Origin of the sequence: Pseudoxanthomonas sp. Root630 (genome assembly GCF_001427585.1) — a bacterium.
In the GTDB taxonomy this organism is placed as follows: domain Bacteria; phylum Pseudomonadota; class Gammaproteobacteria; order Xanthomonadales; family Xanthomonadaceae; genus Pseudoxanthomonas_A.
The window spans coordinates 473976-496693 of the sequence record NZ_LMGY01000016.1; the positions used below are offsets into that span (position 1 = coordinate 473976).

A 22718-nucleotide genomic window follows, 5' to 3' on the forward strand; every position below is an offset into this window, starting at 1 on the left:
GGTCCTGGGGGAATCAACCGCCGATAAGATACATCTCGACGCGGCGCCGGTCGCGCACTTCCGGGCGGCCGCGCAGTTCGCTGTAGCGGTCGCCGCGCGCCGACCACAAACGGGCCACGTGCGCCGCCAGCGCATCCTCGCCTTCCGCCACGATCGCGCGCAGGTCGACGCCGTCCGAGGCGAACAGGCAGGTGAACAGCCGTCCGTCCGCCGACACGCGCGCCCGGTGGCAATCGCCGCAGAACGGCGTGCTGACCGAGCTGACGAAACCCACTTCGCCACCGCCATCATCGAATCCGTAGCGCTCGGCCACCTCGCCGCGATACTCGGCCTGCAGCGGATGCAGCGGCCAGCGCTCGGCGATCCGGTCGCGCAGGACCGACGACGGCACCATGCGTTCCAGCCGCCAGTCGTTGCTGTCGCCCACATCCATGAACTCGATGAAGCGCACCACATGCCCGGTGCCGCGGAAACGCTCGACGAGCGGAAGCACTTCCGCTTCATTGACGCCACGCTGCACGACGGCGTTGATCTTCAACCGAGAGAAGCCTGCAGACACCGCCGCCTCGATGCCGGCCAGTACGTCGCCGATCTGTCCGCGCCGACCCGACATCGCGGCGAATACCTCCGGATCCAGGGCGTCCAGGCTGACGGTGATGCGACGCAGGCCTGCATCGTGCAGCGCCTGCGCCTGGTGCGCCAGCAACACGCCATTGGTGGTCAGCGCGATGTCCTCCAGCCCGGGAATGGCGGCCAGCCGGCGGACCAGCTCCGGCAGGCGCTTGCGCAGCAGCGGCTCGCCGCCCGTCAGGCGCAACTTGCGCACGCCCAGCCGCACGAAGGCGCGGACCAGCACGTCGATCTCGTCGAAGGACAGGCGTTGCGAGGCGTCGGTGCCGTAATCCTCGGGCACCCGGTCGGCCGGCATGCAATAGCCGCAACGGAAGTTGCACGCGTCGATCACCGACAGCCGCAGGTCGTGCAGCGGACGCCCCAGCAAGTCGTGCGGCAATGGCGAGGCGTTCACGGCAGTTCGACGGCCAGTGGCAAGGACAGTGCAATGCCTTCGCCGGGCGTCGCGATCCGGTGTCCGCGCGCCTTCAGCGCCTCACCATCGTCGGCGCTGGCGTAGTGATAGAGCACGCAGCGGGACAGCAGCGCTGGCGGGTACTCGCGCTCCAGGTCGTCGATCCCGCTGTGCGACGGATTGCCGTGCAGGCCGCAGTCGTGTGCGATCAGTTCGCCGGCATCGGCATGGCGCGCCAGCATCTCCGGGATCGGGCGCGTATCGCCCGTCCAGACGACGCTGCCCCGCAGGCGCAGGCCGAAGGCCGTCTCCGGCCAGTGATGGCGCACGGGAAACACCTCCAGGCGCTGCCCGTCGTGCCAGAACGCGCCGCCCACCGGGATCAGCTGGAACGCATCCCAGAAGTTGGCGCCGCCCTCGGCCAGCACGTTCGGATAGCTGGCGATGCGCTGGTGCAGCAGCGGAACCAGCGGTGCCGGCACGTACAGGCGGACCTTGCCGCGTCGCGCCGGATCGAAATAGCTGGCCACGAACAGCCGTTCCATCCCGGCCACATGGTCCAGATGCACGTGAGTGATGAAGATCGCGTCGGGCATGTCGCCGTAACGCGCGTGGTAGGCGGTCAGGCCCTCGCCACCGCAATCGATGGTCAGCCAGGGACTGCCTTCGCGCTCGAGAGTCGCCATGGCCGAACCCAGCTCGACCGCACTGGCGTTGCCCACGCCATGGAAGCGCAGCACCCACGTCATCTCAGTAGCCCCGCGACCAGGCGTGGTCGTAGGCGCGACGCAGGTGGGCGAAATCCACGCCGACCGCGTCGACGCTGCGCGCGCCCCGCAGCTTGAGCAGCGAGCGTTTGAGGCGCGCCAGGTTCTGTTCCCGCCATGCCGTGGCCGGTATCCGCAGGCGCCCGCGGTCGAAGTCGATCAGCCAGCCGTGGCCGGCGCCGTCGAACAGGATGTTCTGCGCGTTGAGATCCGCATGGTCCAGGCCGGCGCGGTGGAAGCGCGCCACCAACCGGCCCGTGCTTTCCCAGGGCGCCCGGCTCTCGTCCTGCGAGGCGATGTCGGCCAACGTGCGGACGTCCATCAACCGCTCCACCAGGATGGCGGCGCGATAGAACATGCCGTCGCGCACGTAGCTGGCGGCCACGGGCCGTGGCACCGGCAGGCCGCGCGCCAGGAGCGCGCGGGTCAGGCGGAATTCGGCGAAACTGCGGGTGCGGTCCGGGCCGTGCCACAGGTAGCGGTCCTGGCTGAAGCGCGAGGCCAGGCCGCCGCGCCGGTAGTGACGCAGGACGCACTGGCTGGAGGGCGCATCGATGAACCAGGCTCCTCCCCGACCGCCACTGTCGACCGGCCGGGCACGGTCGCCCCACTTCTCCGGCAGGAACCAGTCGGCACTCGCTTGCCGCAGGTGTTTGCGGTCGAACAGAATCGCACCGTATCCGCTGCCTTCGCGGAACGGCGTCAGGGATTCCGAGGCGTCAAAACCGACCATCCAGCGAGTCTAACAACACTTGTCCACGATTCCCCAATCACTCTGCCTGCTCCGCCTGTCCGCGCTCGGCGACGTGACCCATGTCGTGCCGCTGGTACGCACGCTCCAGCGTCACGCGCCCCGGGCGCGCCTGCACTGGGTCATCGACAAGGGCGGCTTCAAACTGCTGGAGGGGCTGGAGGGCGTGACCTTCCACACCTACGACAAGAAGACGGGGCTGGCCGGCATGCGCGCCCTGCGCGCGGAGCTGCCCGCCGAAGGCTTCGATGCGCTGCTGCAGATGCAGGTAGCGTTGCGCGCCAATCTGCTATCGGCCTTCATCCGTGCGCGGCGCAGGATCGGCTACGACCGCAGCCGTTCGAAGGACCTGCACGGGCTGGTGATCAATGAGCGCATCCCGGACCGTCCGGGCATCCACGTGCTCGATGCGATCGGCAGTTTCTGCGAACCCCTCGGCCTGAAGCAGGACGCGGTGGTGTGGGATCTGCCGGTTCCGGCGGAGGCGCACGCATGGGCTGCGGCGCAATGGCCCGCGGACGGCCAGCGCACGCTGATGATCTCGCCCTGCTCCAGCCACGAGCGCCGCAACTGGTACGCCGACCGCTACGCCGCACTCGCCGACCACGCGGCCACGCAGGGCTGGCGCGTGGTGCTGTGCGGTGGGCGCAGCGAGCTGGAGCGCCGCACGGCCGACGCGATCCTCTCCGCCATGCAGGCGCCCGCACTCGATCTGGTCGGCAAGGACACCCTCAAGCATCTGCCTGCCCTGCTCGCCCGCGCCGACCTGGTGGTGACGCCGGACTCCGGCCCGATGCACATCGCCAATGCGATGGGCAGCGCCGTGCTGGGCCTGCATGCGGCCAGCAACCCGAAACGCAGCGGCCCCTATTCCACCGTGCGCTACTGCGTGGACCGCTACGACGCCGCCGCGCGCAAGTACCGCGGCAAGCCGGCCGCCGAGCTCCCGTGGGGCACCAAGATCGAGCACGAGGGCGTGATGGGCCTGGTGACCGTGGAAGACGCGGTGGCTGCGTTCGAGCGGCGTCGCGCCGATCTTGACGGCTGAGCCGGCGGCATGGACCTGGCCGACCTGCTCGGAATCCGCTGGCCGTTGCTGCAGGCCCCGATGGCGGGCGTCCAGGGCAGCCGGCTGGCACTGGCCGTGTGCGAAGCGGGTGGGCTGGGCGCGTTGCCTGCGGCTGCGCTCGCGCCGGACGCGCTCGATGCGGAGATCCGCCGCCTGCGCTCGGGTACGGACCGACCCTGGAACCTCAATTTTTTCTGCCACGCACCACCACCATCGGAACCCGCGCGCGAGCAGGCATGGCGACGGGTGCTGCGCCCCGACTACGAACGGTTCGGCCTCGACGTCGAACGCATCGTGGCCACCCCGGGACGCCGGCCTTTCGATGCCGATGCCCTGGCGCTGGTGCAGGCGCACCGGCCAGCGGTGGTGAGCTTCCATTTCGGCCTGCCCGCGGACGACCTGCTCGCCGGGGTGCGCGCCGCGGGCTGCCGCGTGCTGACCAGCGCCACCACGATGGAAGAGGCGCGCTGGCTGGAAGCGCGCGGCGTGGATGCGGTGATCGCACAAGGCTGGGAAGCCGGCGGGCATCGTGGGCATTTCCTGTCCGATGACCTGGACCGCCAGGCGGACCTGTCCACGCTGCTGCCGGCGATCCTTGCGGCCGTCGACGTGCCGGTGATCGCCGCCGGCGGCATCGCCGATGCGCGAGGCGTTGCAGACGCAATGGCGCTGGGCGCGGCGGGCGTGCAGGTCGGCACGGCCTATCTCCTGTGCCCGGAAGCCGACACGCGCGCGGTGCACCGGCAGGCGCTGCGGGAACCACGCTCCACCTCGGTGACCAACGTCTTCACCGGCCGCCCGGCGCGCGGCATCGTCAACCGGGCGATGGGATCCTGGGGCCCGTTGGCAGCGGACGTCCCCGCGTTCCCGCTGGCCACGGCCTTCTCCGCACCGCTGCGCGAAGCCGCGGAAGCGCAGGGGCTCGACGATTACTCGCTGCTATGGGCGGGCCGGCAGTTCCCGTCCTGTCGCGACGCGCCTGCGGCGGAGATCACCGCCGCCCTCGTGCGGGGCTTCACCCCTTCGCGTCAGGACGCGTTGCCCGACCGGTAGTCCTGGTACGACTTTTCTTCGACGTAGCTCGACCCCAGCGCCAGGTTGATCGCCTTCTTGATGCGGGCGCGCTCGTCGTTCTCGATGTACACGCTGCGCGCCAGGCGCACGAACGCATCGTCGAAGGCCTGCGCCTTTTCCTTCACGCGCACCTCGTCCTCGATCTCCCACAAGCGCTCGTTGACGGCCTTCAGTTGCGCACGCAACTCGACGATGTTGTTCCCTGCCGCGGGGTGCGCCATCCACGCCTGTTCGAGCGCGGTCAGTTCGTCGCGCACGTGGGCCAGCTTGGCCGGATCGCTCATGCGTTCGGACTTGATCTGCAGGATGGCGATCTTGTCGAGCAACTCACCGAAGGACACGGGGACGAGGATCTCGGACATGGACAGGCTCCCGGCAAAGAACGCCATTCTAGGCGGCGCGCCCCGTCGCGGCATCCATCGCACGCCCGATGCGACGGCCACAACGCAAAAAGCCCCCTTGCGGGGGCTTTCGCGAAACTGGCGGAGAGGGAGGGATTCGAACCCTCGATACGCTATTAACGTATGCCTGATTTCGAGTCAGGTACATTCAACCACTCTGCCACCTCTCCGGTGGCCCCGGACGCGTCCGGGGCCGTGAATGATACGTTGCGGGCCGCTTTCGGACAAGCCGATGGACTCCTGTCCGTGTGCGCACCGATCCCCGCGAGCATGTCGATGAACCCTGACTGCCCCACGGACGCGCTTCGCCCTTGCCCGTTGTCCTGTCCGTCCGGATCATTGCGTATGAACGGGTAGGCGAAGTCCGTCCCCACAGCGCAGGACACCATGATCGAATTCGGCCACATCTCCCACGTCGGCCTCCGCAGGGAGCTGAACGAAGACACCTACTACGGCGACAGCGAGCTGGGCCTGTGGCTGGTGGCCGACGGGATGGGCGGGCACGCCTGTGGCGAGGTCGCCAGCGCGCTGGCGCGCGAAACCATCGTCCGGGAGGTTCGCGACGGCACGCCGCTGGCGCAGGCGATCCGGATCGCCGACGAGGAAATCATCCGCACCTCGCGCCGCCGCAACGACACCCTGCCGATGGGCACCACGGTGGTGGCCGCCCGCATCCAGGGCAACCGCTTCGAAGTGGCCTGGGTCGGCGACAGCCGCGCCTACCTCTGGCGCGAGGGCCAGTTGGCCCAGCTCAGCCAGGACCACAGCTACGTGCAGGAACTCATCGCCCAAGGCGCGCTGACCGCCGAGCAGGCACGTTCGCACCCGCACCGCAATGTCGTGACGCAGGCGCTGGGCGTCACCGACCCGAATCATCTGAACGTGGAAACGATGACCGGCGAGCTGCGCCCCGGCATGCAGCTGTTGCTGTGCAGCGACGGCCTCACCGAGGAAGTCGACGACCCCAGCATCGCCAGCACGCTGAAACACGACGACTGCAGCGCACAGGAGTGCGTGGACACCCTGATCGCGGCCGCCCTGGATGGCGGCGGCTCGGACAACGTCACCGCGATCCTGGTGCGTTGCCACTGAGGAACCTGCGGCGGCCGCCTCAGCGCGCCGCCACGCCATCGCCTCCGACCCAGAGCACGTACTCGAAGCTCTGGACCATGCGGCCATAGCCGCTGCCCTCGGCGTCGTAATTGGCACCTACGCTCACCGTATGCCGCCCTGGCGACAGAGGCGGGAACAACAGCCAGTAGCCATCGCTGGCCGCGACCTGCGCCAGATGGCCGGGGCGCGGCGGCTGATCCGGAAACAGCGGAAAACAGCCGCTGCTGCGGACCCGGTAGCGCGACACATCCTTGACCGGCACCCCATCCAGCAGGACCACCGCACTGGAGAGTTGATTGTTGTTGACTGCCGCCCGCGCCTGCAGCTGCCGGCAACTGGGCACGCGATCGCCCCGCAGCGCGTCTCCTGGCGTGTAGTGGATCATGTTGATCACCGGCAACAGGAGGTGCTTGCCGAGCGGAACCGTGCATTCGCGGCGGGCATTGAAGCGGCCCGTCGTGCCGGCCAGGAACCAGACCGGCCCCTCCTGCGCCACGCCGCACGCACGACCATCCCGGTCGCGGTACGGCAGGCCGTCCAACGCTTCGGCCCACTGCCACCACGCCGCCGTCAGCTCGGGGTAACCCTTCCCGTCGACCTTGGCGTCCAGCGGCAGCGGCGCGACCGGCTCGATGGGATGCGCGGCTCCCGCATGCCCCACGGGCAACAATGCCGATACCCACACCAGTCCACGCACCGTCGCCCTCATGGCTGGGCGCTCTTCAAGCGCCGATAGCGCTCCAGGTCGCGCGCATGGTGCGGCCAACGGTCGAGGTCCTGGTACTTCATGAACTGCTCGACGGCCAAGGCCTGCGCCGGGTCGTCCTGTACGCCACGGACCCACGCCATCATCCGCCAGCCCTCCGCATTGCGCGGGAACTCGGCGACCAACGCCTGGGTGCAGGCCTCGGCAGCGGCGAGTTCGCCCAACATCGAATATGTCTGGCAGTACAACTCGTAGGCCCGCTCGCGCGTATCGGCATCCTCCATCGCCTGCAGCAGCGGCGCGCGCGCTTCGCGTTCGCCCAGCGCACGACGCGCGACACGGGCCAGCAGGTAGTGGCGACGGCCGCTGGCGGGCGCCACCGCAGCGGCACGCTGCGCATCGCGCAACGCCCACTCCGCATCGCCCAGCTCCAACAGGATCTCCGCGCGCAACGCCAACTCGTCATCGTCCCCCGGGTGGAAGCGCAGCGCCTGCGAAACATAGGCCAGGCCGCGCCATCGATCGCCCTGGGCATACATCCCCCGTCCAGCTCGAGCCATGTAGCCCGCATTGGGCGCCTTCAGCGATGCAGCCACGGTATCCGGCACGATCTCGGACCAGTCGTCGGCCATGTCCGCCTCATAGCCGATCGGCACGGCCGTCAGCGTCAACAGGACCGGGGACTGCTGCGCGCGGGCGGCGATCAATGCAGCCGCGGCGCGCATGGCGTCGGCCGAACCACCCCAGCGCGGCTCGGCCTGGGTCATCACTTCCTCGAGCACGAAGAACGACTGCGCGTCGACCTTCAGGCATTCGCCCATCGCCCACCGCTGGAGCTGGTCGGAACTCATCCGCCCGATCGCGGCGAGTTGCTCGCATGCCGGCGACAACCGCGCTTCTTTTTCCAGCGCCTCGGCCAGTAGCGGAACCGCCCGCTGGAACAGGCTACCCATCCTTTCCATCTGGGCATCGGGCGTTTCCGACGCCCATTGGGTACCGCGCGCCTTCCAGCCCTGGCGGGCGTACGCATCGCCAAGTGCCATCCGGGCAAACGCGCTGCCTGGCGATTGCTCCAGCCACCGACGTGCGACACGCTCGGCCTTCGGGTCGGCGTCGAAGATCGAATAGGCGATGAAGATCTGCTCGCGCTGCGCGGGGTCGTCATAGTGCGCCTGCATCAGCGCCCTGAAACGGCGATCCAGGTCCGCAGCCCCCTTCGACGTACCCAACTGCGTATCGATATCGTCCAGCGACAGGATCGGCGCACGGAGCAGAAGACAGCGCGCCTTGCCGGCGCCTTCGGGCCATTCACTGCCCGGCAGGTCGGGATACGCGCGGCAACGCGCCTCCTCGTCGAGCGGCTGCGCTTCGATGGCACGCACCTGAAGCAGGTGCTCCTGGAACTGGGCAGGCGGCTTGATCGGCGCTATGGGCGCCGGCGCGACCGGCCGCACGAAGCGCACGACGGTTTCACGCTGGAACACGGCTTCATGTCCGCGGTAAGGCAGCGGAGACGCCTGGCGCACAGCGGCAAGGAGTGCTTCGCGGCCCTGCACGTCGAATTCGCAGCCGGGCTGGACCGTCGCACTGAAGACTTCGCCACCGGGCAATAGCGTCAGCTTGATCGCACACATGTCGCCCGCGCGCACGCTGGCGGGCACCTGCCAGCGCGCCAGCACGGCCGCCTGCAACGCCGCGGTGTACGACACCTGCGGATCCTTGATGGTGGGCGGGGCCTGTGCGACCGGAACGGCCGAGGCTGCCGCGATGCCAGCCAATACCCACGCCATGCCCACGAAACCGGCACACCCGCGCCGCAACCATCCCTGACTGCCCGTCATGTACATCCCCTGTCGATTTCCCCGCTGGCACGCTACCGCAAGGAAACGCCAGGGTGAAGAGGCGTGCGTGGGGACGCGATCCTCAGGGACTGGTTTCCAGTGCGGGGGGATCCCAGAGGCACCGCCCTCCCGCCTTCTTCCGCAGCTTTTCCAGGCGGGCTTCGTGTGCGACCAATTCCTCGGCAGACACCGCGACGCGTGGCCGCTGGCCGGCGGCCGACGAATCGAAATGGATGATGGCGGCGGCAGGCGTACCGCTCGCACCTTCATCGGCGCCACCGAAGCCGATCTCGCTCTGGCCGGCGGTCAGGTTCAGGTAGACATCGCACAGCAACTGGGCGTCGAGCAACGCGCCATGGAGTTGGCGATGAGTGTTGTCCACGCCCAGGCGCTTGCACAACGCATCGAGCGAGTTGCGCTGGCCGGGGTAGCGCTGCCGCGCGAGCAGCAACGAGTCTTCGACGGTGGCGCGATCGGCCAACCGTCCGTACTGCTCGCCGAGACGCGACAGTTCGTAGTCGAGGAACCCCACGTCGAAGGCCGCGTTGTGGATCACCAGTTCCGCGCCTTCGATGAAAGCCAGGAACTCATCGGCGATGTCGGCGAAGAGCGGTTTGTCGGACAGGAACTCCAGGCTCAGGCCCGTGACTTCTGCGGCACCCTGCTCGAACTCGCGCTGCGGATTGATGTACTGGTGATAGGTACGCCCGGTGGGTCGGCGCTCCAGCAGTTCGACGCAGCCGATCTCGACGACCCGGTTGCCCTTCTTCCATTCCAGGCCGGTGGTTTCGGTATCGAGGATGATCTGGCGCATCAGGTTGAGGCTTCCGGGACAAGGTGCAGGTGGTACAGGCCGACCTCGTGGTCGACGCGGGGCAGCGTGGCCATTCTCTCAAAGACGAATCCCAGCTTCTGCAACAGGCGGATCGATGCCGCATTCTCGGGATTGACGATGGCGAGCAGCCGGCGGGCCTGCAGGCGTTCGTTCGCATCGGCCATCACGGCGCGCGCGGCCTCTTCGGCGTAGCCCTGGCCCACGTGCGCGGGCAACAGCGCGTAGCCGATATCGGGGCCGTCCAGGCCTTCGCGCCGCACGAGGCCGGCGTTGCCGATCAACTCGCCGGTGTCCTTCCGTTCGATGGCGTACATGCCCAGGCCATGCTCCGCATAGCTGCGCAACGCGCCCTGGCGCAGGTAATCGCTCGCCTGCTCCAGCGTGCGGACGCCGCGATCGGCGATGTTCCGGATGAAGCTGGGTTCGTTGAGCAGCGCCAGCATCATGGCGGCGTCTTCCGGGTTGTCATCGGCCATCGCGCGAAGGCGCAAGCGGGGCGTTTCGGCGACGAGGGTGCCGGGCGCCAGCGGCACCGCCCTCATGCGACGGCACCGTTGCGGAAACGCGTGGCCTCATTGCGGGCCAGCACGTCGACGCGCTCGTTGTCCGGATCGCCGTTGTGCCCCTTCACCCACTTCCACTCGATACGGTGACGGCCGGTGGCGGCATGCAGCCGCTCCCAGAGATCGCGGTTCTTGACCGGGTCGCCGCCCGCTGTCTTCCAGCCGCGGCGCACCCAGCTCGGCATCCACTCGGTGATGCCCTGGCGGACGTACTGGGAGTCGATGTGGAGCGTCACCTGGCAGTCCTCGGTCAGGACTTCCAGGGCAGCGATGGCCGCCATCAATTCCATGCGGTTGTTGGTGGTCTGGGCTACGCCGCCCACCAGTTCGCGCTCCTTCTCGCCATAGCGCAGGAGAGCGGCCCAACCGCCGGGGCCAGGATTGCCCAGGCAGGAACCATCGGTATGGATGCTGACGTGTTTCATGCGTTCTCGTAACGGGTTCAGGCGGCCGGCGCCGGGCGCCAGGCGCGCGCGACGGGGGCCGGGGGGATCAGGCCAGCGACGCGCTTTTCCGCCTCCAGCAGGCAGGCGGCGCGCAGGGGCGCAGGATTGGTGCCGGGGGCTTCATGCAGGCTTCGCCAGACCGGACCGTAGTGGAGCACATGCTGGGACGCGGTCAGCCCCGCTGCGGCAAGCTGCAGCCGCCACTGTACGAGGGTCCGCGGGACCAGCCCCGAACGGCGCCAGCGCAGCCGGTAGGGACTCATGGGGTTCAGGACGAACAGCCACAGCCGGCCACCGGGCTCGAGCACCCGGGCGCACTCCTGCAGCAGGGGCTGGGGATCACCGGCGTCGAGCACGTGCTGGAGCACGATGACCCCGGCAGCCTCGGTCGGCAGCGGCAGCGGCAGCGCGCACTGGACCTGACCCGACAGATGGGCGGTATCCGCGCGGGCCCGCAGGTGGACGCCGCGGGTGGTCGGGCCGGCCGCCAACGCGTCTCCGGCACCCTCCGGTGAAATCCAGAGCCAGGGCTGGGGGGTGCGGCTGGTGAGGGCCTGGCTGACGCGGGCGTGCTCGGACGCCAGCACCGGTCCGCCGCGTCCGGTCCCGAACCACGCCAGGGCATCGGGTTGACGGGTAAACGCGAAGGCAGGCATGTTCGGATTGTAGAGGACGCCGCCCCCGGGCGTCCGTCCCAGCCCGGAGTTCATCCCCCGATGCGCCTGCTCGCCCTGCCCGCCTTCGAGGACAATTACATCTGGGCGCTGGTCGACGACGACGGGGATGCGCTCGTGATCGATCCGGGCGATGCCGCACCGGTGCTCGCCGCGACCGGCAACGGCCTGTGGCCGGCGGCGATCCTGGTCACCCACCATCACCCGGACCATGCCGGCGGCGTCCGCGCGTTGCGGGAACGTTGGCCGACCCTGCCGGTCTTCGCGCCGGAAGACGACCGTATCCCCGAAGCCACGGAGCGTGTGGGTGCAGGCGACGTGGTGCGCCTGAAGAACTGGCAGCTCTCGGTGCTGGAAGTCCATGGCCACACGCGCAGCCACATCGCATTCCATGGCGGCGGATCGGAAGGACCTCCCCACCTGTTCTGCGGCGACACCTTGTTCAGCCTGGGCTGCGGCCGCCTGTTCGAAGGCAGCCCGGCGCAGATGCTGGAGGCTCTGGACCGACTGGCCTCGTTGCCGGCCGAGTCACTGGTCTGCTGCGGCCACGAATACACACTGGCCAACGGCGCGTTCGCCCAGGCAGTGGATCCCCACAATGCCGCCCTGCGGCGTCGCATCGATGACGTCCGCGCCATGCGGCAATCGGGGCGCCCCTCGCTGCCCGTCACGCTGGCGAGCGAGATCGCCACGAATCCCTTCCTTCGCGTGGACACCGATCCCGTGCGCGAAGCCGTCGCCCACCGGTTGGGGCGTGCCCCCGTCAATCGCGTGGAGACGTTCGCCACGTTGCGGCAGTGGAAGAACGACTTTCGCGCATGAAGACCCCCTCCCCCTTGCGTGTCGCGGTACTGACGGTGCTGTTCATCGGTGCGGTGTCGCCCGTGTTCGCCGCCGAGCCCCTCGTGCCGGCGGACGTCACCCCTTCACCACGCTCCTCGATCGATGTCCCCGCGTCGTCCACTCTGCCGGCCAGTCATCAACGCAGCGGCCTGGAGGTCTACGAACGCTTCCGCGACGGCCTCGCCGATCCCGAGTGCGACAGCGCCGCGACCAATGGACGCTGGAAGAAGCAGTTCGGCCACGCGCCAGGCCAGCTCGCACGCGCCGAGGACGATCTGCTGCCGTTGTTCGGCTATGTCGTCGACGCCCTGCGCGACGCGCACCTGCCGACCGAGTTCGCGCTCATTCCCTTCGTCGAAAGCGGCTACAAGCCGGGCGCCCGCAATCCCAACGGACCCGCCGGACTGTGGCAGTTCATCGGCATCACCGCGCGCAACCATGGCGTGCCGATGCGGGAGGGCTATGACGGCCGGCTGTCGCCGGTGGACTCCACGCAGGCCGCCGTGCGCTACCTCAAGACGTTGCACGGCATGTTCGGCGGCGACTGGCGGCTTGCGGTGATGGCCTACAACGCCGGCGAGTACCGCGTGCTCCAATCGATGCGCCGCGCTGGCATGAACGCTCGCAATGCGCGTCCGGCCGAGCTGCCTGGACTTTCCGGCATCACCTACGCCTACGTCGAAAAACTGCACGCCCTGGCGTGCATCTTCCAGCAGGCCGACGATCGCGATGCCTGGCTGGACCAGCTCGATCGTCCCGTGCCCCGCCTCGCCGCATACCCGCTGCCCGAGGGCGGCACGCTGGCCTCGTGGGCGGGCGCCCACGGACAGTCCACGGCCCTGTTGAATCGGCTCAACCCCGCGTTGGCAGGCCGATTCAGCCGGGGCTCGCGCCCCATGCGATTGCTCGCGCCGAGTATCGCCGCCGAAGAGGGCATCTCGGATGCCCCATCCACGCCAACAGCAGGCGAACAGGGATCCGCTCCGCAACAGGACGATCCGGCGAAACCGTCGGGACGCACGCACACGGTCAAGAATGGCGAATCGGCCTGGAGCATCGGCAAGCGACATGGCATCCCGGCGGCCCGCCTGCTACGCATGAACGGATTGAAGCCCGATGCTGTTCTACGGCCCGGCATGGTCCTCCAGTTGGACGAGACATCGAGCGAAGCCCCCTGAAACAGAAATCCCGCCTTGCGGCGGGATTCCCGGGGTCCTGCAGTGCGACCGCGTTACAGCCGGTCTTCGAACACCTTGACCTTGAAGCGCTTGCGCAGCGCGTCGACATACGCCTGCGTCGCGACGCCGCCATTCAATTGCGTCATCTGCTGCAGCATCGTCGCGCGCTCTTCCGGCGGCATGTCCGCCAGCACACCCTCGGTCACCTTGTTGACGGTGAACACCGCATACGCGCCGTTGCCCAGCGCGACCTTGCCCGGCGTCGTCTTGCCTTCGGCCGGACGGGCCGTCGCGAAGATGGCCTCGTTCGCTTCTGCCGTCGGCATCGGCATGCCACGGCGCATGCCGGGCAGCTCGTTGAAACGCAGGCCGTCGGCGGCGGCGATGGTAGCGAGCGACTCGCCCTTCTGCAGGCGGGCAACCAGCGCATCGGCCGCGGCGACCGCGGCCTTCTCGCGGCGATCGGCGCGGATCGCGGCCACGACCGCATCGCGCGCCTTGTCCAGCGGCAGCGCCTGTTCCTGGGTGTGCTGCGCCACGCGGATCACCACGCTGTGGTTCGGGGCGACCTCGATCGGATCGCTGACGATGCCGTCCTGCACCAGCGTGTCGGAGAACGCGGCGCGCAACACGGCGGGCACGGTGGCGATGCCTTCCGGCGCAGTACGCGAGAACGGCCCCACCTTCTGCAGCGGCAGGCCTACCGCCTGCGCGGCGGGCGCCAGGGCGGTCTGGTTCTTCAGCGTCTCGTTAACCACCTTGCCGGCCAGGTCGTTGTAGGCGCGATCGCGCTCGGCGCCGGCTTCCTCGGCGGCCAGTTCATCACGCACTTCCTCGAAGCTGCGACCCGCACCGGCCTTGATCTCCTTCAGCTGCAGCACGTGGTAGCCGAAGTCCGACTTCACCGGGCCACGGATCTCGCCCGCCTGCATCGCGAACGCGGCGTCCTCGAACGGCTTGACCATCGAGCCATCCTTCGCGAAGGGCGGCAGCTCGCCACCCAGGTCCTTGGAACCCGGGTCTTCGGAGTTGGCGCGTGCGAGCGCGGCGAAGTCGGCGCCTTCGCGCGCCTGCTTGGCGAGCGCGGCTGCTTTCTCCTCCGCCTTCTTCTGCGTGGCCGCATCCGCGCCGGCATCGGCCGTGATCAGGATATGCGCGACCACACGCTGCTCCGGCGAAACGAAGCGCGACTTCTCGGCCTCGTAGCGCTTGCGCAGCGCCGTTTCGTCGGCGGGCGCGCCGGCCGGCAGCGTCGCACCGTTGATCTCGATGTACTCCAGCGTCACCTGCTCAGGCTGCTTGAAGTCGCTCTTGTGCCCGTCGTACCACGCCTTGATGTCGGCATCGCCGACCGGCGCGGCATCTTCGGCCAGGGGCGGCAACAGCGCGATGCCGATGTCGCGGGTTTCACCCAGCAACTTCCACATCCGCTCCTGCTCGCCTTCGGTGGCGAAGTCGGAATCGTTGATCGCCATGGGCACCAGCATCATGCGCAGGCGTTCACGCTGTTCTTCTTCGAACTTCTGCGGCGACAGCGCCGGCACCTGCGAAGACAGCATCAGCTGGTACTGCTCCGGGCTGAACTTGCCATCGACCTGGAACGCCGGCTCGCTGGCGATCATCTTCTGCAGCGCGGCATTGCCAACGACGATGCCCGCACGCTTGGAACCCAGCGCGAGGACCTTCTGGTCGATCAGTTGCTCCAGCACCTTGCGCTTGCTGTCCGCGCTCTCGAACTCGCGCGGATCGAACGCTTCGCCCTGCTGCTGGCGAGCCTGCTGGCGCGCCTGCTCGAAAGCCGCCTGGAACTCCTCCCGCGTGACCTCCTCGCGCTGCCACAGCATCGATGCCGGCCACCACTGCGGCGCGGACTCCCACCATGTCGGCGGCGCCTCGACCACGGCCACGTCGCCGGCCGTGCCGCCGGTCATGTACTCGTTCACGCCCACGAAGGCGAACGGGATGATCAGCAAGCCCAGGATCAGGCTGGCGATCCAGCCGGAGGTTTTGTCGCGGAGTTTTTGCAGCATGCGGACGGGACCCGAATTCGTTCAGCCGCGCAGTTTAGCGCGCCCGAACTCCGGCGTCTCGCCGCCCGGCGGCAACCAGGCGCTCGCGGGCCAACCGAGGTTAAGGAGCATCCTCCGAGACGCAGACAGCAAAAAGCCCGCTTTCGCGGGCTTCTTGGGTCTAGTGGCGGAGTGGACGGGACTCGAACCCGCGACCTCCGGCGTGACAGGCCAGCATTCTAACCGACTGAACTACCACTCCGCATCAAGACGAACATTGTAAGGCGATTCGCGTGCTTTCCGCTAGACCACCCGACAAAATTTTTTAACTTTCGCATCGCCCCGAGGTGGTGGGTGCTGAGGGTTTCGAACCCCCGACCCTCTCCGTGTAAGGGAGACGCTCTACCGCTGAGCTAAGCACCCAGGTGCATCAAGCACCCTGCCATCGGCAGCGAGTCGATTAGTTTACGGCATCCTTCAGGGCTTTGCCAGCCTTGAACGCCGGATTCTTGGAAGCCTTGATCTTGATGGTGTCGCCCGTCTTCGGGTTACGGCCCGTACGAGCAGCACGCTTGCGGACCTGGAAGGTGCCGAAGCCGACCAGCGTCACGCTGTCGCCCTTCTTGAGGGCCTTCGTGATGCTGGAGATGACGGCGTCGACGGCACGGCCGGCTTCGGCCTTGGACACTTCTGCTTCGTCGGCGACGCTATCAATCAATTCGGTTTTGTTCATTGAGTAACTCCCTTTGCGGAACAACCGCGGAATGAGTAGCCGGAACCCGGGGCAGCGCGCCCCTCGGGAACCGGCCGTTGTTTCCACACGATCCGAGGCTTCGCCTCGTGCGCGCGGGTGACGTCGTTATACCAGTGCAAAAAATGCCACGCAAGCCGAAAACCCAGTAATGGCGCGGGTTTCAGGGCTTCTCACGTACCGTTCGTCACCGCTTTCAATGCTTCACACCGGGTTGCTGCGACCCTTTGTCGCTCTCCTTCTCGGTGCCGGGCACGGCGCGTTCCGTACCGCTCCCGCCATCGGCGGGCACCGGCGCCAGCGGACGTTCCAGTGCGAGGTCGAGCACCTCGTCGATCCACTTCACCGGCACGATCTTCATGCCTTCGGTAACGTTGGAGGGAATGTCCGCGAGGTCCTTCTTGTTCTCGTCCGGGATGATCACGGTGGTGATGCCACCGCGCAGCGCCGCGAGCAGCTTCTCCTTCAGGCCACCGATCGCGGTAACGCGTCCCCGCAGCGTGATCTCACCGGTCATCGCCACGTTGGCGCGTACCGGGTTCTTGGTGAGCGCCGATACCAGCGCCGTCGCCATCGCGATGCCGGCACTGGGACCGTCCTTCGGCGTGGCACCGTCGGGCACGTGCAGGTGCACATCGTGTTTCTGCAGGAACTCCGCATCCACGCCGAGACTGGCGGCACGGCTGCGGACCACCGACAGGGCGGCAGAGCCGGATTCCTTCATCACGTCGCCAAGCTGGCCCGTCAACAGCATGCCTCCCTTGCCCGGCACCAGCGCCACTTCGATCTGCAGCAGATCGCCGCCCACTTCGGTCCACGCCAGGCCCGTCACCAGGCCGATCTCGTTCTGCTCTTCGGCACGGCCGTAGTCGTAACGACGGACACCCGAGTACTTCTCCAGGTTCTTCGTGCTGACCTGGATGGCGGCCGACTTCTTCTTCGCCATCGCCTTGGCGCCGGCCAACGCGATCTCCTTCACCACCTTGCGGCAGATCTTGGCGATTTCGCGCTCGAGGTTGCGGACGCCGGACTCACGCGTGTAGTAGCGCACCAGGTCGCGGATCGCGCTCTCGGCGATCTTCAGCTCGTCCGGCTTCAGGCCGTTGGCCTTGAGCTGCTTGGGCACCAGGTAGCGCTGCGCGATGTTGACCTTCTCCTCCTCGGTGTAACCGGGGATGCGAATGACTTCCATGCGGTCCAGCAACGGACCCGGAATGTTCAACGAGTTCGACGTCGCGACGAACATCACCTCGGACAGGTCGAGGTCGACCTCCAGGTAATGGTCGTTGAAAGCATTGTTCTGTTCGGGATCCAGCACCTCCAGCAACGCCGAGGAAGGGTCGCCGCGGAAGTCCATCGACATCTTGTCGATCTCGTCCAGCACGAACAGCGGGTTCTTGCTGCCGGTCTTGTTGAGGTTCTGCACGATGCGGCCCGGCATCGAACCGACGTAGGTGCGGCGATGGCCACGGATCTCGGCCTCGTCGCGCACGCCGCCCAGCGACATGCGGACGAACTTGCGGTTGGTCGCCTTGGCGATGCTCTGCCCCAACGAGGTCTTGCCCACGCCCGGCGGCCCCACGAGGCACAGGATCGGGCCGCGCAGCTTCTTCACGCGCGACTGCACCGCGAGGTACTCGAGGATGCGCTCCTTCACCTTCTCCAGGCCGTAGTGGTCGGCATCCAACGTGTCCTGCGCGACTTTCAGGTCTTTGCGCACCTTGGTGCGCTTGTTCCAGGGCACGCCCAGCAGCCAGTCCAGGTAGTTGCGGACCACGGCCGCCTCCGCCGACATCGGCGACATCTGCTTGAGCTTGTTGAGCTCGTTGCGCGCCTTGGTCTCGACGGGCTTGGGCATGCCGGCTTCGGCGATCTTGCGCGCCAGCTCTTCCTGCTCGTTCGGCGCTTCGTCCAGCTCCCCCAGTTCCTTCTGGATGGCCTTCATCTGCTCATTGAGGTAGTACTCGCGCTGGCTCTTCTCCATCTGCGACTTCACGCGGCCGCGGATGCGCTTCTCCAACTGCTGCACATCGATCTCGCCATCGACGAAGCCGACGAGCAGTTCCAGCCGCTCGCCCACTTCGATGGTTTCCAGCAGCCGCTGCTTGTCGCTCAGGCGCACGCCCAGGTGCGCGGCGATCGTGTCGGCCAGGCGGCTGGGCTCGTCGATGCCGGCGAGCGTCTGCAGCAGCTCCGGCGGCAGCTTGCGGTTGGTCTTCACGTACTGCTCGAACAGACTCATCAGCGAGCGGGCGACCGCTTCGATCTCGCGCGGCTCGCGGCCGTCGGTGGAATCGACCTCTTCACCCTGCCCATACAGCGAACCATCGCGCTCGACCACGTTGCTGACGGTGACGCGCGCCGTGCCTTCGACCAGCACCTTGATCGTGCCATCGGGCAGTTTCAGCAACTGCAGCACCTGCGCGAGCGTGCCGACCGTGTACAGATCGGCCGCGGCGGGATCGTCGGTCTCGGCGGATTTCTGGGCGAGCAGGATGATGCGCTTGTCGGCTTCCATCGCCTGTTCCAGCGCGCGCATGGATTTGTCGCGGCCGACGAACAGGGGAATGACCATGTGCGGGAACACCACCACGTCGCGCAGTGGCAGGACCGGCAGGTCGAGGATTTCAGTCTGGGGGCGACGGGGCATGGGGGGCTCCAGCGGAAGTGCGAATGCGGGGGTGTCGGAACACCAATGGCCCCGTTATGGGGCCATCCGGACAGGGATGCAATAGCGCGTGCGAAACGCCCGGAAAACCAGCGACTTGCGCACTGCCAGAACGTGAACAGGCGCCCATGGGGCGCCTGTTCAGGAGGTGCGTTTCCGGCCCGCTTACTCGGCCGCAGCGACCTTCGGCGGCGGGGGGCTCTGGTAGATCAGGTAAGGCTCGGACTTGTGCTCGATGACGGACTCGTCCACGACCACTTTGCTGACGTTCTCCATCGACGGCAGGTCGTACATCGTGTCCAGCAGCACCGACTCCACGATCGTACGCAGGCCACGGGCACCGGTCTTGCGCTTCAGTGCCTTGCGCGCGATCGCGGACAGGGCATCCGGGCGGAACTCGATCTCCACGCCTTCCATCTCGAACAGCTTCTTGAACTGCTTGGTGATGGCGTTCTTGGGCTCGGTCAGGATCTTGACCAGTGCGGGCTCGTCCAGCTCTTCCAGCGTGGCGACCACCGGCAGGCGGCCGACGAACTCGGGGATCAGGCCGAACTTGATCAGATCTTCCGGCTCGACTTCCGACAGGACCTTGCCGACTTCGGGCTTCTTCTCGGAGCTCTTCACCTTGGCGCCGAAGCCGATGCCGCTGGCTTCCGTGCTGCGCTGCTGGATGATCTTGTCCAGGCCGGCGAATGCGCCACCGCAGATGAAGAGGATGTTCTTGGTGTCGACCTGCAGGAATTCCTGCTGCGGATGCTTGCGCCCGCCCTGCGGCGGCACGCTGGCCACGGTCCCTTCGATCAGCTTCAGCAGCGCCTGCTGCACGCCTTCGCCGGAGACGTCGCGGGTGATCGACGGGTTCTCGCTCTTGCGCGAGATCTTGTCGATTTCGTCGATGTAGACGATGCCCTGCTGCGCCTTTTCGACGTCGTAGTCGCACTTCTGCAGGAGCTTCTGGATGATGTTCTCGACATCCTCGCCCACGTAGCCGGCCTCGGTCAGCGTGGTGGCGTCGGCGATGGTGAACGGCACATTGAGCAGGCGCGCCAGCGTCTCCGCCAGCAGCGTCTTGCCCGAGCCGGTCGGGCCGGCCAGCAGGATGTTCGACTTGGCCAGTTCGACGTCGTCGTTCTTCTGCCGGCTCTCGATGCGCTTGTAATGGTTGTACACGGCCACGGCCAGCGTGCGCTTGGCGCGGTTCTGACCGATCACGTACTGATCCAGGACCTCGAGGATCTCGCGCGGCTTGGGCAGGTGGCTGCGCGCGGACTGGGCCTTCTCTTCCAGTTCCTCGCGGATGATGTCGTTGCACAGCTCCACGCATTCATCGCAGATGAACACGCTGGGGCCCGCAATCAGTTTGCGGACCTCGTGCTGGCTCTTCCCGCAGAACGAGCAGTACAGGATTTTGGTGCTGTCGCCGGAACGGCCCTGACGATCTTCGCTCATGCTGGTATTACTCGGTCGCTCAACCTGCCCCAGGGGGCTTTCGGTCGGAGAATAGCACACGGTCCCGGCTTGTCAGCCGGGCCCGTGAACAGGGGTTTTGCGCGTGAAACCGGGACAATCCGGGCCGTCAGGCCGACTGGATGGAGTCGTCCGGGCGACGTTCCAGCACCTGGTCGACCAGCCCATAGGCCTGGGCGTCGGCCGCGCTCTTGAAGTTGTCGCGCTCGGTATCGCGCTCGATGGTCTCCAGCGCCTGGCCGGTGTGCTTGGCGAGGATTTCGTTCAGGCGGGCACGCAGGGTCAGGATCTCGCGGGCATGGATGTCGATGTCCGTGGCCTGGCCCTGGAAGCCGCCCAGCGGCTGGTGGATCATCACGCGGGAGTTCGGCAGGGCGTAACGCTTGCCCTTCGCGCCGGCCGCCAGCAGCAGCGCGCCCATGCTGGCCGCCTGGCCCACGCAGATGGTGCTGACGTCGGGCTTGATGTACTGCATGGTGTCGTAGATGGCCATGCCCGCCGTCACCACGCCACCGGGCGAGTTGATGTACAGGCTGATGTCCTTCTCGGGGTTCTCCGCCTCGAGGAACAGCATCTGCGCCACGATGACGTTGGCCACATGGTCGTCCACGCCGCCGACCAGGAAGATCACGCGCTCCTTCAGCAGACGGGAATAGATGTCGTAGGCGCGCTCGCCCCGGCTGGTCTGTTCGACCACCATCGGCACCAGGTTGAGGGCTTTGGTTTCGATACTCATCTGTTCTCGCGCCTGTCGTTCATGGAAGGGGTCCGGCCTAGGATAGCCGGACCGCCTGCCCGGACGGGAGCCCGGCTCAGTTGCGGATGGCTTCCTGGAAGGAAAGCGTCTGCTCGGTGTGCTGGGCGCGCTCGGCGATCCAGTCGATCACCTGCTCTTCCATCACACGACCCTGCAGACTGTTCATCAGTTGGGGGTCGTTCCGGTACAACTCAATGACCTGCTCCGGCTCTTCGTAGGTCGAGGCGATCAGGCGCAGGGTTTCGTTAAGGCGCTTGGGATCGAGGCGCAACTGGTTGCGGCGGGCGACCTCGCCCACCAGCAAGCCCACCAGGACGCGCTTGCGGGCAGCATCCGTGAAACCTTCGTGGGCGTTGTCCGGGATCTGCACCTGCTGGCCCTGGCGGCGGGCCTGCTCGGCAGCCTGCTGGACCATCACCCGCGCTTCGTTCTCGACCAGGCGCGGCGGCATCTCGACATGCGAATAGGCGGCAATCAGCTGTTCGCCAACTTCGCGGCGCAGTCGGGTCGCCAGTGCGCCCTTGAGCTCGCGCTCCAGGTTGCTACGGATATCGGCCTGGAACTGCTCGGCGTCGCCGCCCTTCACGCCGAAGCTGCGAATGAAGTCACGATCGACGTCCGGCACGACCGATTCGGCCACTTCAGTGACCTTGACATGCACATCGACCTGCTTGCCCGCCAGCTGCGGCACGCGCCAATCGGCCGGGAACGCCACCGACACGGTCCTCTCGTCGCCCTTGACCAGGCCGACCAGGGCCTGCTCGATCTCGCCGAACATCACGCCCGAGCCGATCAGGGTGGCACCCTTCTCGATGCCCTCGGCCGGCATGCGCTCGTCACCGGCCTGCGACCAGGTCTCCAGGCCGACGCGATCGCCTTCCTGCGCGGGACGTTCCACGGCCTGGAAGGTGCGCCGCTGCATCCGCAGGTTCGACACCATCTGCTCGATGTCGGCATCCGTAATCTCAGCGGTGTGGCGGACGACGTTCAACTTCGTCACATCGACATCGCCGAAGTCCGGCACCACTTCGAAGGTGGCCACGAAATCCAGTTCGCCTTCCCCCTGCTTCTCGATACGCGGGTTGCCGGCGAGCTGGAGGTCCTGCTCGCGCACGGCGTTGCTGAAAGTCTCGCGCAACAGACCGTCCAGCGCTTCGGCGCGCACCTGATCGCCGTACCGCTGTTCGATCACCTTGGCGGGCACCTTGCCCGGGCGGAAGCCCTTGATGCGGGCGGTGCGCGACAACTCGCGCAGGCGGCCGCCGATGTGGGTGTCCAGACGGTCAGCCGGCAGGCTGAAGCTCATGCGGCGTTCGAGATTGCCGATCGATTCGACCGAAACTTGCATACTCACTGACTCCTGCGGCCACGGCACTGCCGGGGCGATGTTGATAATCCGGGACGCCTGGAGCACGGACGCAAGGCCCGGCCGGCGGAACTTGTTAGTTTCGCCGATTACGCGGCTGGCTGCCAGCGGGGCGGCCCGTTGGGAGGTGGAGCGCCCCCCGGGCGCCCGTGGGCGGTGGTGCGAAAGGAGGGACTCGAACCCTCACGGGGGTTACCCGCTGGAACCTAAATCCAGTGCGTCTACCAATTCCGCCACTTTCGCAGTGCCCGGGGATTGTAACCGTGCGGCGACCGGCGCCGGAAGAAAGACCGGTCTCGCGAAGCTCGGCTAGCCACGATCGTCCGTTGCGCGGGCAATCAGGGCATCCCGTTCGAACACGACGGAAACGGTGGCATCTTCACCACCGTGGACGCCGTCAACGCCGCGCTGG

General features: G+C 67.3%; 21 protein-coding genes and 4 tRNA genes. 5 read left to right on the forward strand and 20 right to left on the reverse strand.

Annotation, left to right across the window (positions count from 1 at the left end; translation table 11 throughout):
• Nucleotides 1–13 precede the first annotated feature (13 nt).
• From moaA to ASD72_RS14575, 3 genes are read right to left on the reverse strand one after another with little or no spacing between them, the layout of a single operon-like run.
• The gene (moaA, locus tag ASD72_RS14565) at nt 14–1027 is read right to left on the reverse strand and encodes a GTP 3',8-cyclase MoaA (protein ID WP_056880654.1); all 1014 of its coding nucleotides are present in this window, start codon (nt 1025–1027) and stop codon (nt 14–16) included.
• A complete protein-coding gene (locus ASD72_RS14570; RefSeq protein WP_056880655.1) occupies nt 1024–1776 on the reverse strand; it encodes an MBL fold metallo-hydrolase in 753 nt (250 codons plus the stop codon). Before ASD72_RS14570 ends, moaA begins: the two co-directional genes overlap by 4 nt.
• A gap of 1 nt (nt 1777) precedes the next feature.
• Complete coding sequence (locus tag ASD72_RS14575; RefSeq protein WP_056880656.1) at nt 1778–2527, reverse strand: 3-deoxy-D-manno-octulosonic acid kinase; 750 nt, start codon at nt 2525–2527, stop codon at nt 1778–1780.
• Nucleotides 2528–2546: 19 nt separating this feature from the next.
• Between ASD72_RS14575 and ASD72_RS14580 the strand changes: the two genes are divergently transcribed.
• Both ASD72_RS14580 and ASD72_RS14585 read left to right on the forward strand, forming a co-directional pair.
• Nucleotides 2547–3593 (forward strand): glycosyltransferase family 9 protein, encoded by a 1047-nt coding sequence (locus ASD72_RS14580; RefSeq protein ID WP_056880657.1) that lies wholly within the window; start codon nt 2547–2549, stop codon nt 3591–3593.
• A gap of 9 nt (nt 3594–3602) precedes the next feature.
• Nucleotides 3603–4667: a nitronate monooxygenase gene (locus ASD72_RS14585; protein WP_056880658.1), complete on the forward strand. Its 1065-nt coding sequence runs from the start codon at nt 3603–3605 to the stop codon at nt 4665–4667.
• Here the strand turns inward: ASD72_RS14585 and ASD72_RS14590 are convergent.
• Both ASD72_RS14590 and ASD72_RS14595 read right to left on the reverse strand, forming a co-directional pair.
• Entirely contained in the window at nt 4643–5050 is a 408-nt protein-coding gene (locus tag ASD72_RS14590; RefSeq protein WP_056880724.1) for a DUF6165 family protein, read from the reverse strand. The two genes, ASD72_RS14585 and ASD72_RS14590, sit on opposite strands and share 25 nt — an antisense overlap.
• Nucleotides 5051–5168: 118 nt before the next feature.
• Nucleotides 5169–5259, reverse strand: a tRNA-Ser gene (locus tag ASD72_RS14595).
• 217 nt (nt 5260–5476) lie between these two features.
• Between ASD72_RS14595 and ASD72_RS14600 the strand changes: the two genes are divergently transcribed.
• Entirely contained in the window at nt 5477–6181 is a 705-nt protein-coding gene (locus ASD72_RS14600; RefSeq protein ID WP_056880659.1) for a PP2C family serine/threonine-protein phosphatase, read from the forward strand.
• Nucleotides 6182–6200: 19 nt separating this feature from the next.
• Here ASD72_RS14600 and ASD72_RS14605 read toward each other — a convergent pair whose 3' ends face one another.
• The 6 genes from ASD72_RS14605 to ASD72_RS14630 form a co-directional block, all read right to left on the reverse strand.
• Nucleotides 6201–6911, reverse strand: coding sequence for a hypothetical protein (locus ASD72_RS14605; RefSeq protein WP_155944661.1), 711 nt, complete (start codon nt 6909–6911; stop codon nt 6201–6203).
• On the reverse strand, nt 6908–8749 hold the full coding sequence (locus ASD72_RS14610; RefSeq protein WP_162250394.1) for a DUF4034 domain-containing protein: 1842 nt from the start codon (nt 8747–8749) through the stop codon (nt 6908–6910). The genes ASD72_RS14605 and ASD72_RS14610 overlap by 4 nt, the downstream gene beginning before the upstream one ends.
• Before the next feature lie 82 nt (nt 8750–8831).
• Nucleotides 8832–9563 carry a DNA polymerase III subunit epsilon gene (gene dnaQ / locus ASD72_RS14615; RefSeq protein ID WP_056880661.1) on the reverse strand — a complete coding sequence of 244 codons (732 nt, stop codon included), beginning with the start codon at nt 9561–9563 and terminating at the stop codon, nt 8832–8834.
• The gene (locus ASD72_RS14620) at nt 9563–10126 is read right to left on the reverse strand and encodes a GNAT family N-acetyltransferase (protein WP_056880662.1); all 564 of its coding nucleotides are present in this window, start codon (nt 10124–10126) and stop codon (nt 9563–9565) included. The genes dnaQ and ASD72_RS14620 overlap by 1 nt, the downstream gene beginning before the upstream one ends.
• The gene (gene rnhA / locus ASD72_RS14625; RefSeq protein WP_056880663.1) at nt 10123–10572 is read right to left on the reverse strand and encodes a ribonuclease HI; all 450 of its coding nucleotides are present in this window, start codon (nt 10570–10572) and stop codon (nt 10123–10125) included. The genes ASD72_RS14620 and rnhA overlap by 4 nt, the downstream gene beginning before the upstream one ends.
• Before the next feature lie 17 nt (nt 10573–10589).
• Nucleotides 10590–11249 carry a methyltransferase domain-containing protein gene (locus ASD72_RS14630; protein WP_235578017.1) on the reverse strand — a complete coding sequence of 220 codons (660 nt, stop codon included), beginning with the start codon at nt 11247–11249 and terminating at the stop codon, nt 10590–10592.
• 60 nt (nt 11250–11309) lie between these two features.
• On the opposite strand from ASD72_RS14630, the gene gloB reads away from it, so the two are divergent.
• Together gloB and ASD72_RS14640 are read left to right on the forward strand one after the other, a co-directional pair.
• Entirely contained in the window at nt 11310–12089 is a 780-nt protein-coding gene (gloB, locus tag ASD72_RS14635) for a hydroxyacylglutathione hydrolase (protein WP_056880665.1), read from the forward strand.
• Nucleotides 12086–13288, forward strand: coding sequence for a lytic transglycosylase domain-containing protein (locus ASD72_RS14640; protein ID WP_056880666.1), 1203 nt, complete (start codon nt 12086–12088; stop codon nt 13286–13288). The genes gloB and ASD72_RS14640 overlap by 4 nt, the downstream gene beginning before the upstream one ends.
• A 53-nt stretch (nt 13289–13341) precedes the next feature.
• Here the strand turns inward: ASD72_RS14640 and ASD72_RS14645 are convergent, their stop codons facing one another.
• From ASD72_RS14645 to ASD72_RS14685, 9 genes are all read right to left on the reverse strand, one after another.
• A complete protein-coding gene (locus ASD72_RS14645; protein ID WP_056880667.1) occupies nt 13342–15318 on the reverse strand; it encodes a SurA N-terminal domain-containing protein in 1977 nt (658 codons plus the stop codon).
• Between the two features lie 164 nt (nt 15319–15482).
• Nucleotides 15483–15559: transfer RNA gene (locus tag ASD72_RS14650), tRNA-Asp, on the reverse strand.
• Between the two features lie 86 nt (nt 15560–15645).
• Nucleotides 15646–15720 (reverse strand) — tRNA-Val (locus ASD72_RS14655).
• 37 nt (nt 15721–15757) lie between these two features.
• Nucleotides 15758–16054: an HU family DNA-binding protein gene (locus ASD72_RS14660; RefSeq protein ID WP_255357656.1), complete on the reverse strand. Its 297-nt coding sequence runs from the start codon at nt 16052–16054 to the stop codon at nt 15758–15760.
• A 190-nt stretch (nt 16055–16244) separates the two neighbouring features.
• Nucleotides 16245–18698, reverse strand: a complete 2454-nt coding sequence (gene lon / locus ASD72_RS14665) for an endopeptidase La (protein WP_056880669.1) — start codon at nt 18696–18698, stop codon at nt 16245–16247.
• A gap of 183 nt (nt 18699–18881) precedes the next feature.
• Complete coding sequence (gene clpX, locus ASD72_RS14670; protein ID WP_056880670.1) at nt 18882–20165, reverse strand: ATP-dependent Clp protease ATP-binding subunit ClpX; 1284 nt, start codon at nt 20163–20165, stop codon at nt 18882–18884.
• A gap of 127 nt (nt 20166–20292) precedes the next feature.
• Entirely contained in the window at nt 20293–20919 is a 627-nt protein-coding gene (gene clpP, locus ASD72_RS14675) for an ATP-dependent Clp endopeptidase proteolytic subunit ClpP (RefSeq protein WP_056880671.1), read from the reverse strand.
• Between the two features lie 76 nt (nt 20920–20995).
• Nucleotides 20996–22288, reverse strand: a complete 1293-nt coding sequence (tig, locus tag ASD72_RS14680) for a trigger factor (RefSeq protein WP_056880672.1) — start codon at nt 22286–22288, stop codon at nt 20996–20998.
• Between the two features lie 175 nt (nt 22289–22463).
• Nucleotides 22464–22549: transfer RNA gene (locus ASD72_RS14685), tRNA-Leu, on the reverse strand.
• Between the last annotated feature and the right edge of the window lie 169 nt (nt 22550–22718).

What these genes read in the sequence shown, in the direction of transcription:
- ASD72_RS14570 (WP_056880655.1), bottom strand. Translation starts at nt 1,776, where the DNA reads ATGACGTGGGTGCTGCGCTTCCATGGCGTGGGCAACGCCAGTGCGGTC.
- ASD72_RS14575 (WP_056880656.1), bottom strand. Translation starts at nt 2,527, where the DNA reads ATGGTCGGTTTTGACGCCTCGGAATCCCTGACGCCGTTCCGCGAAGGC.
- ASD72_RS14585 (WP_056880658.1), top strand. Translation starts at nt 3,603, where the DNA reads ATGGACCTGGCCGACCTGCTCGGAATCCGCTGGCCGTTGCTGCAGGCC.
- ASD72_RS14590 (WP_056880724.1), bottom strand. Translation starts at nt 5,050, where the DNA reads ATGTCCGAGATCCTCGTCCCCGTGTCCTTCGGTGAGTTGCTCGACAAG.
- ASD72_RS14600 (WP_056880659.1), top strand. Translation starts at nt 5,477, where the DNA reads ATGATCGAATTCGGCCACATCTCCCACGTCGGCCTCCGCAGGGAGCTG.
- ASD72_RS14605 (WP_155944661.1), bottom strand. Translation starts at nt 6,911, where the DNA reads ATGAGGGCGACGGTGCGTGGACTGGTGTGGGTATCGGCATTGTTGCCC.
- ASD72_RS14610 (WP_162250394.1), bottom strand. Translation starts at nt 8,749, where the DNA reads ATGACGGGCAGTCAGGGATGGTTGCGGCGCGGGTGTGCCGGTTTCGTG.
- dnaQ (WP_056880661.1), bottom strand. Translation starts at nt 9,563, where the DNA reads ATGCGCCAGATCATCCTCGATACCGAAACCACCGGCCTGGAATGGAAG.
- ASD72_RS14620 (WP_056880662.1), bottom strand. Translation starts at nt 10,126, where the DNA reads ATGAGGGCGGTGCCGCTGGCGCCCGGCACCCTCGTCGCCGAAACGCCC.
- rnhA (WP_056880663.1), bottom strand. Translation starts at nt 10,572, where the DNA reads ATGAAACACGTCAGCATCCATACCGATGGTTCCTGCCTGGGCAATCCT.
- ASD72_RS14630 (WP_235578017.1), bottom strand. Translation starts at nt 11,249, where the DNA reads ATGCCTGCCTTCGCGTTTACCCGTCAACCCGATGCCCTGGCGTGGTTC.
- gloB (WP_056880665.1), top strand. Translation starts at nt 11,310, where the DNA reads ATGCGCCTGCTCGCCCTGCCCGCCTTCGAGGACAATTACATCTGGGCG.
- ASD72_RS14640 (WP_056880666.1), top strand. Translation starts at nt 12,086, where the DNA reads ATGAAGACCCCCTCCCCCTTGCGTGTCGCGGTACTGACGGTGCTGTTC.
- ASD72_RS14645 (WP_056880667.1), bottom strand. Translation starts at nt 15,318, where the DNA reads ATGCTGCAAAAACTCCGCGACAAAACCTCCGGCTGGATCGCCAGCCTG.
- lon (WP_056880669.1), bottom strand. Translation starts at nt 18,698, where the DNA reads ATGCCCCGTCGCCCCCAGACTGAAATCCTCGACCTGCCGGTCCTGCCA.
- clpX (WP_056880670.1), bottom strand. Translation starts at nt 20,165, where the DNA reads ATGAGCGAAGATCGTCAGGGCCGTTCCGGCGACAGCACCAAAATCCTG.
- clpP (WP_056880671.1), bottom strand. Translation starts at nt 20,919, where the DNA reads ATGAGTATCGAAACCAAAGCCCTCAACCTGGTGCCGATGGTGGTCGAA.
- tig (WP_056880672.1), bottom strand. Translation starts at nt 22,288, where the DNA reads ATGCAAGTTTCGGTCGAATCGATCGGCAATCTCGAACGCCGCATGAGC.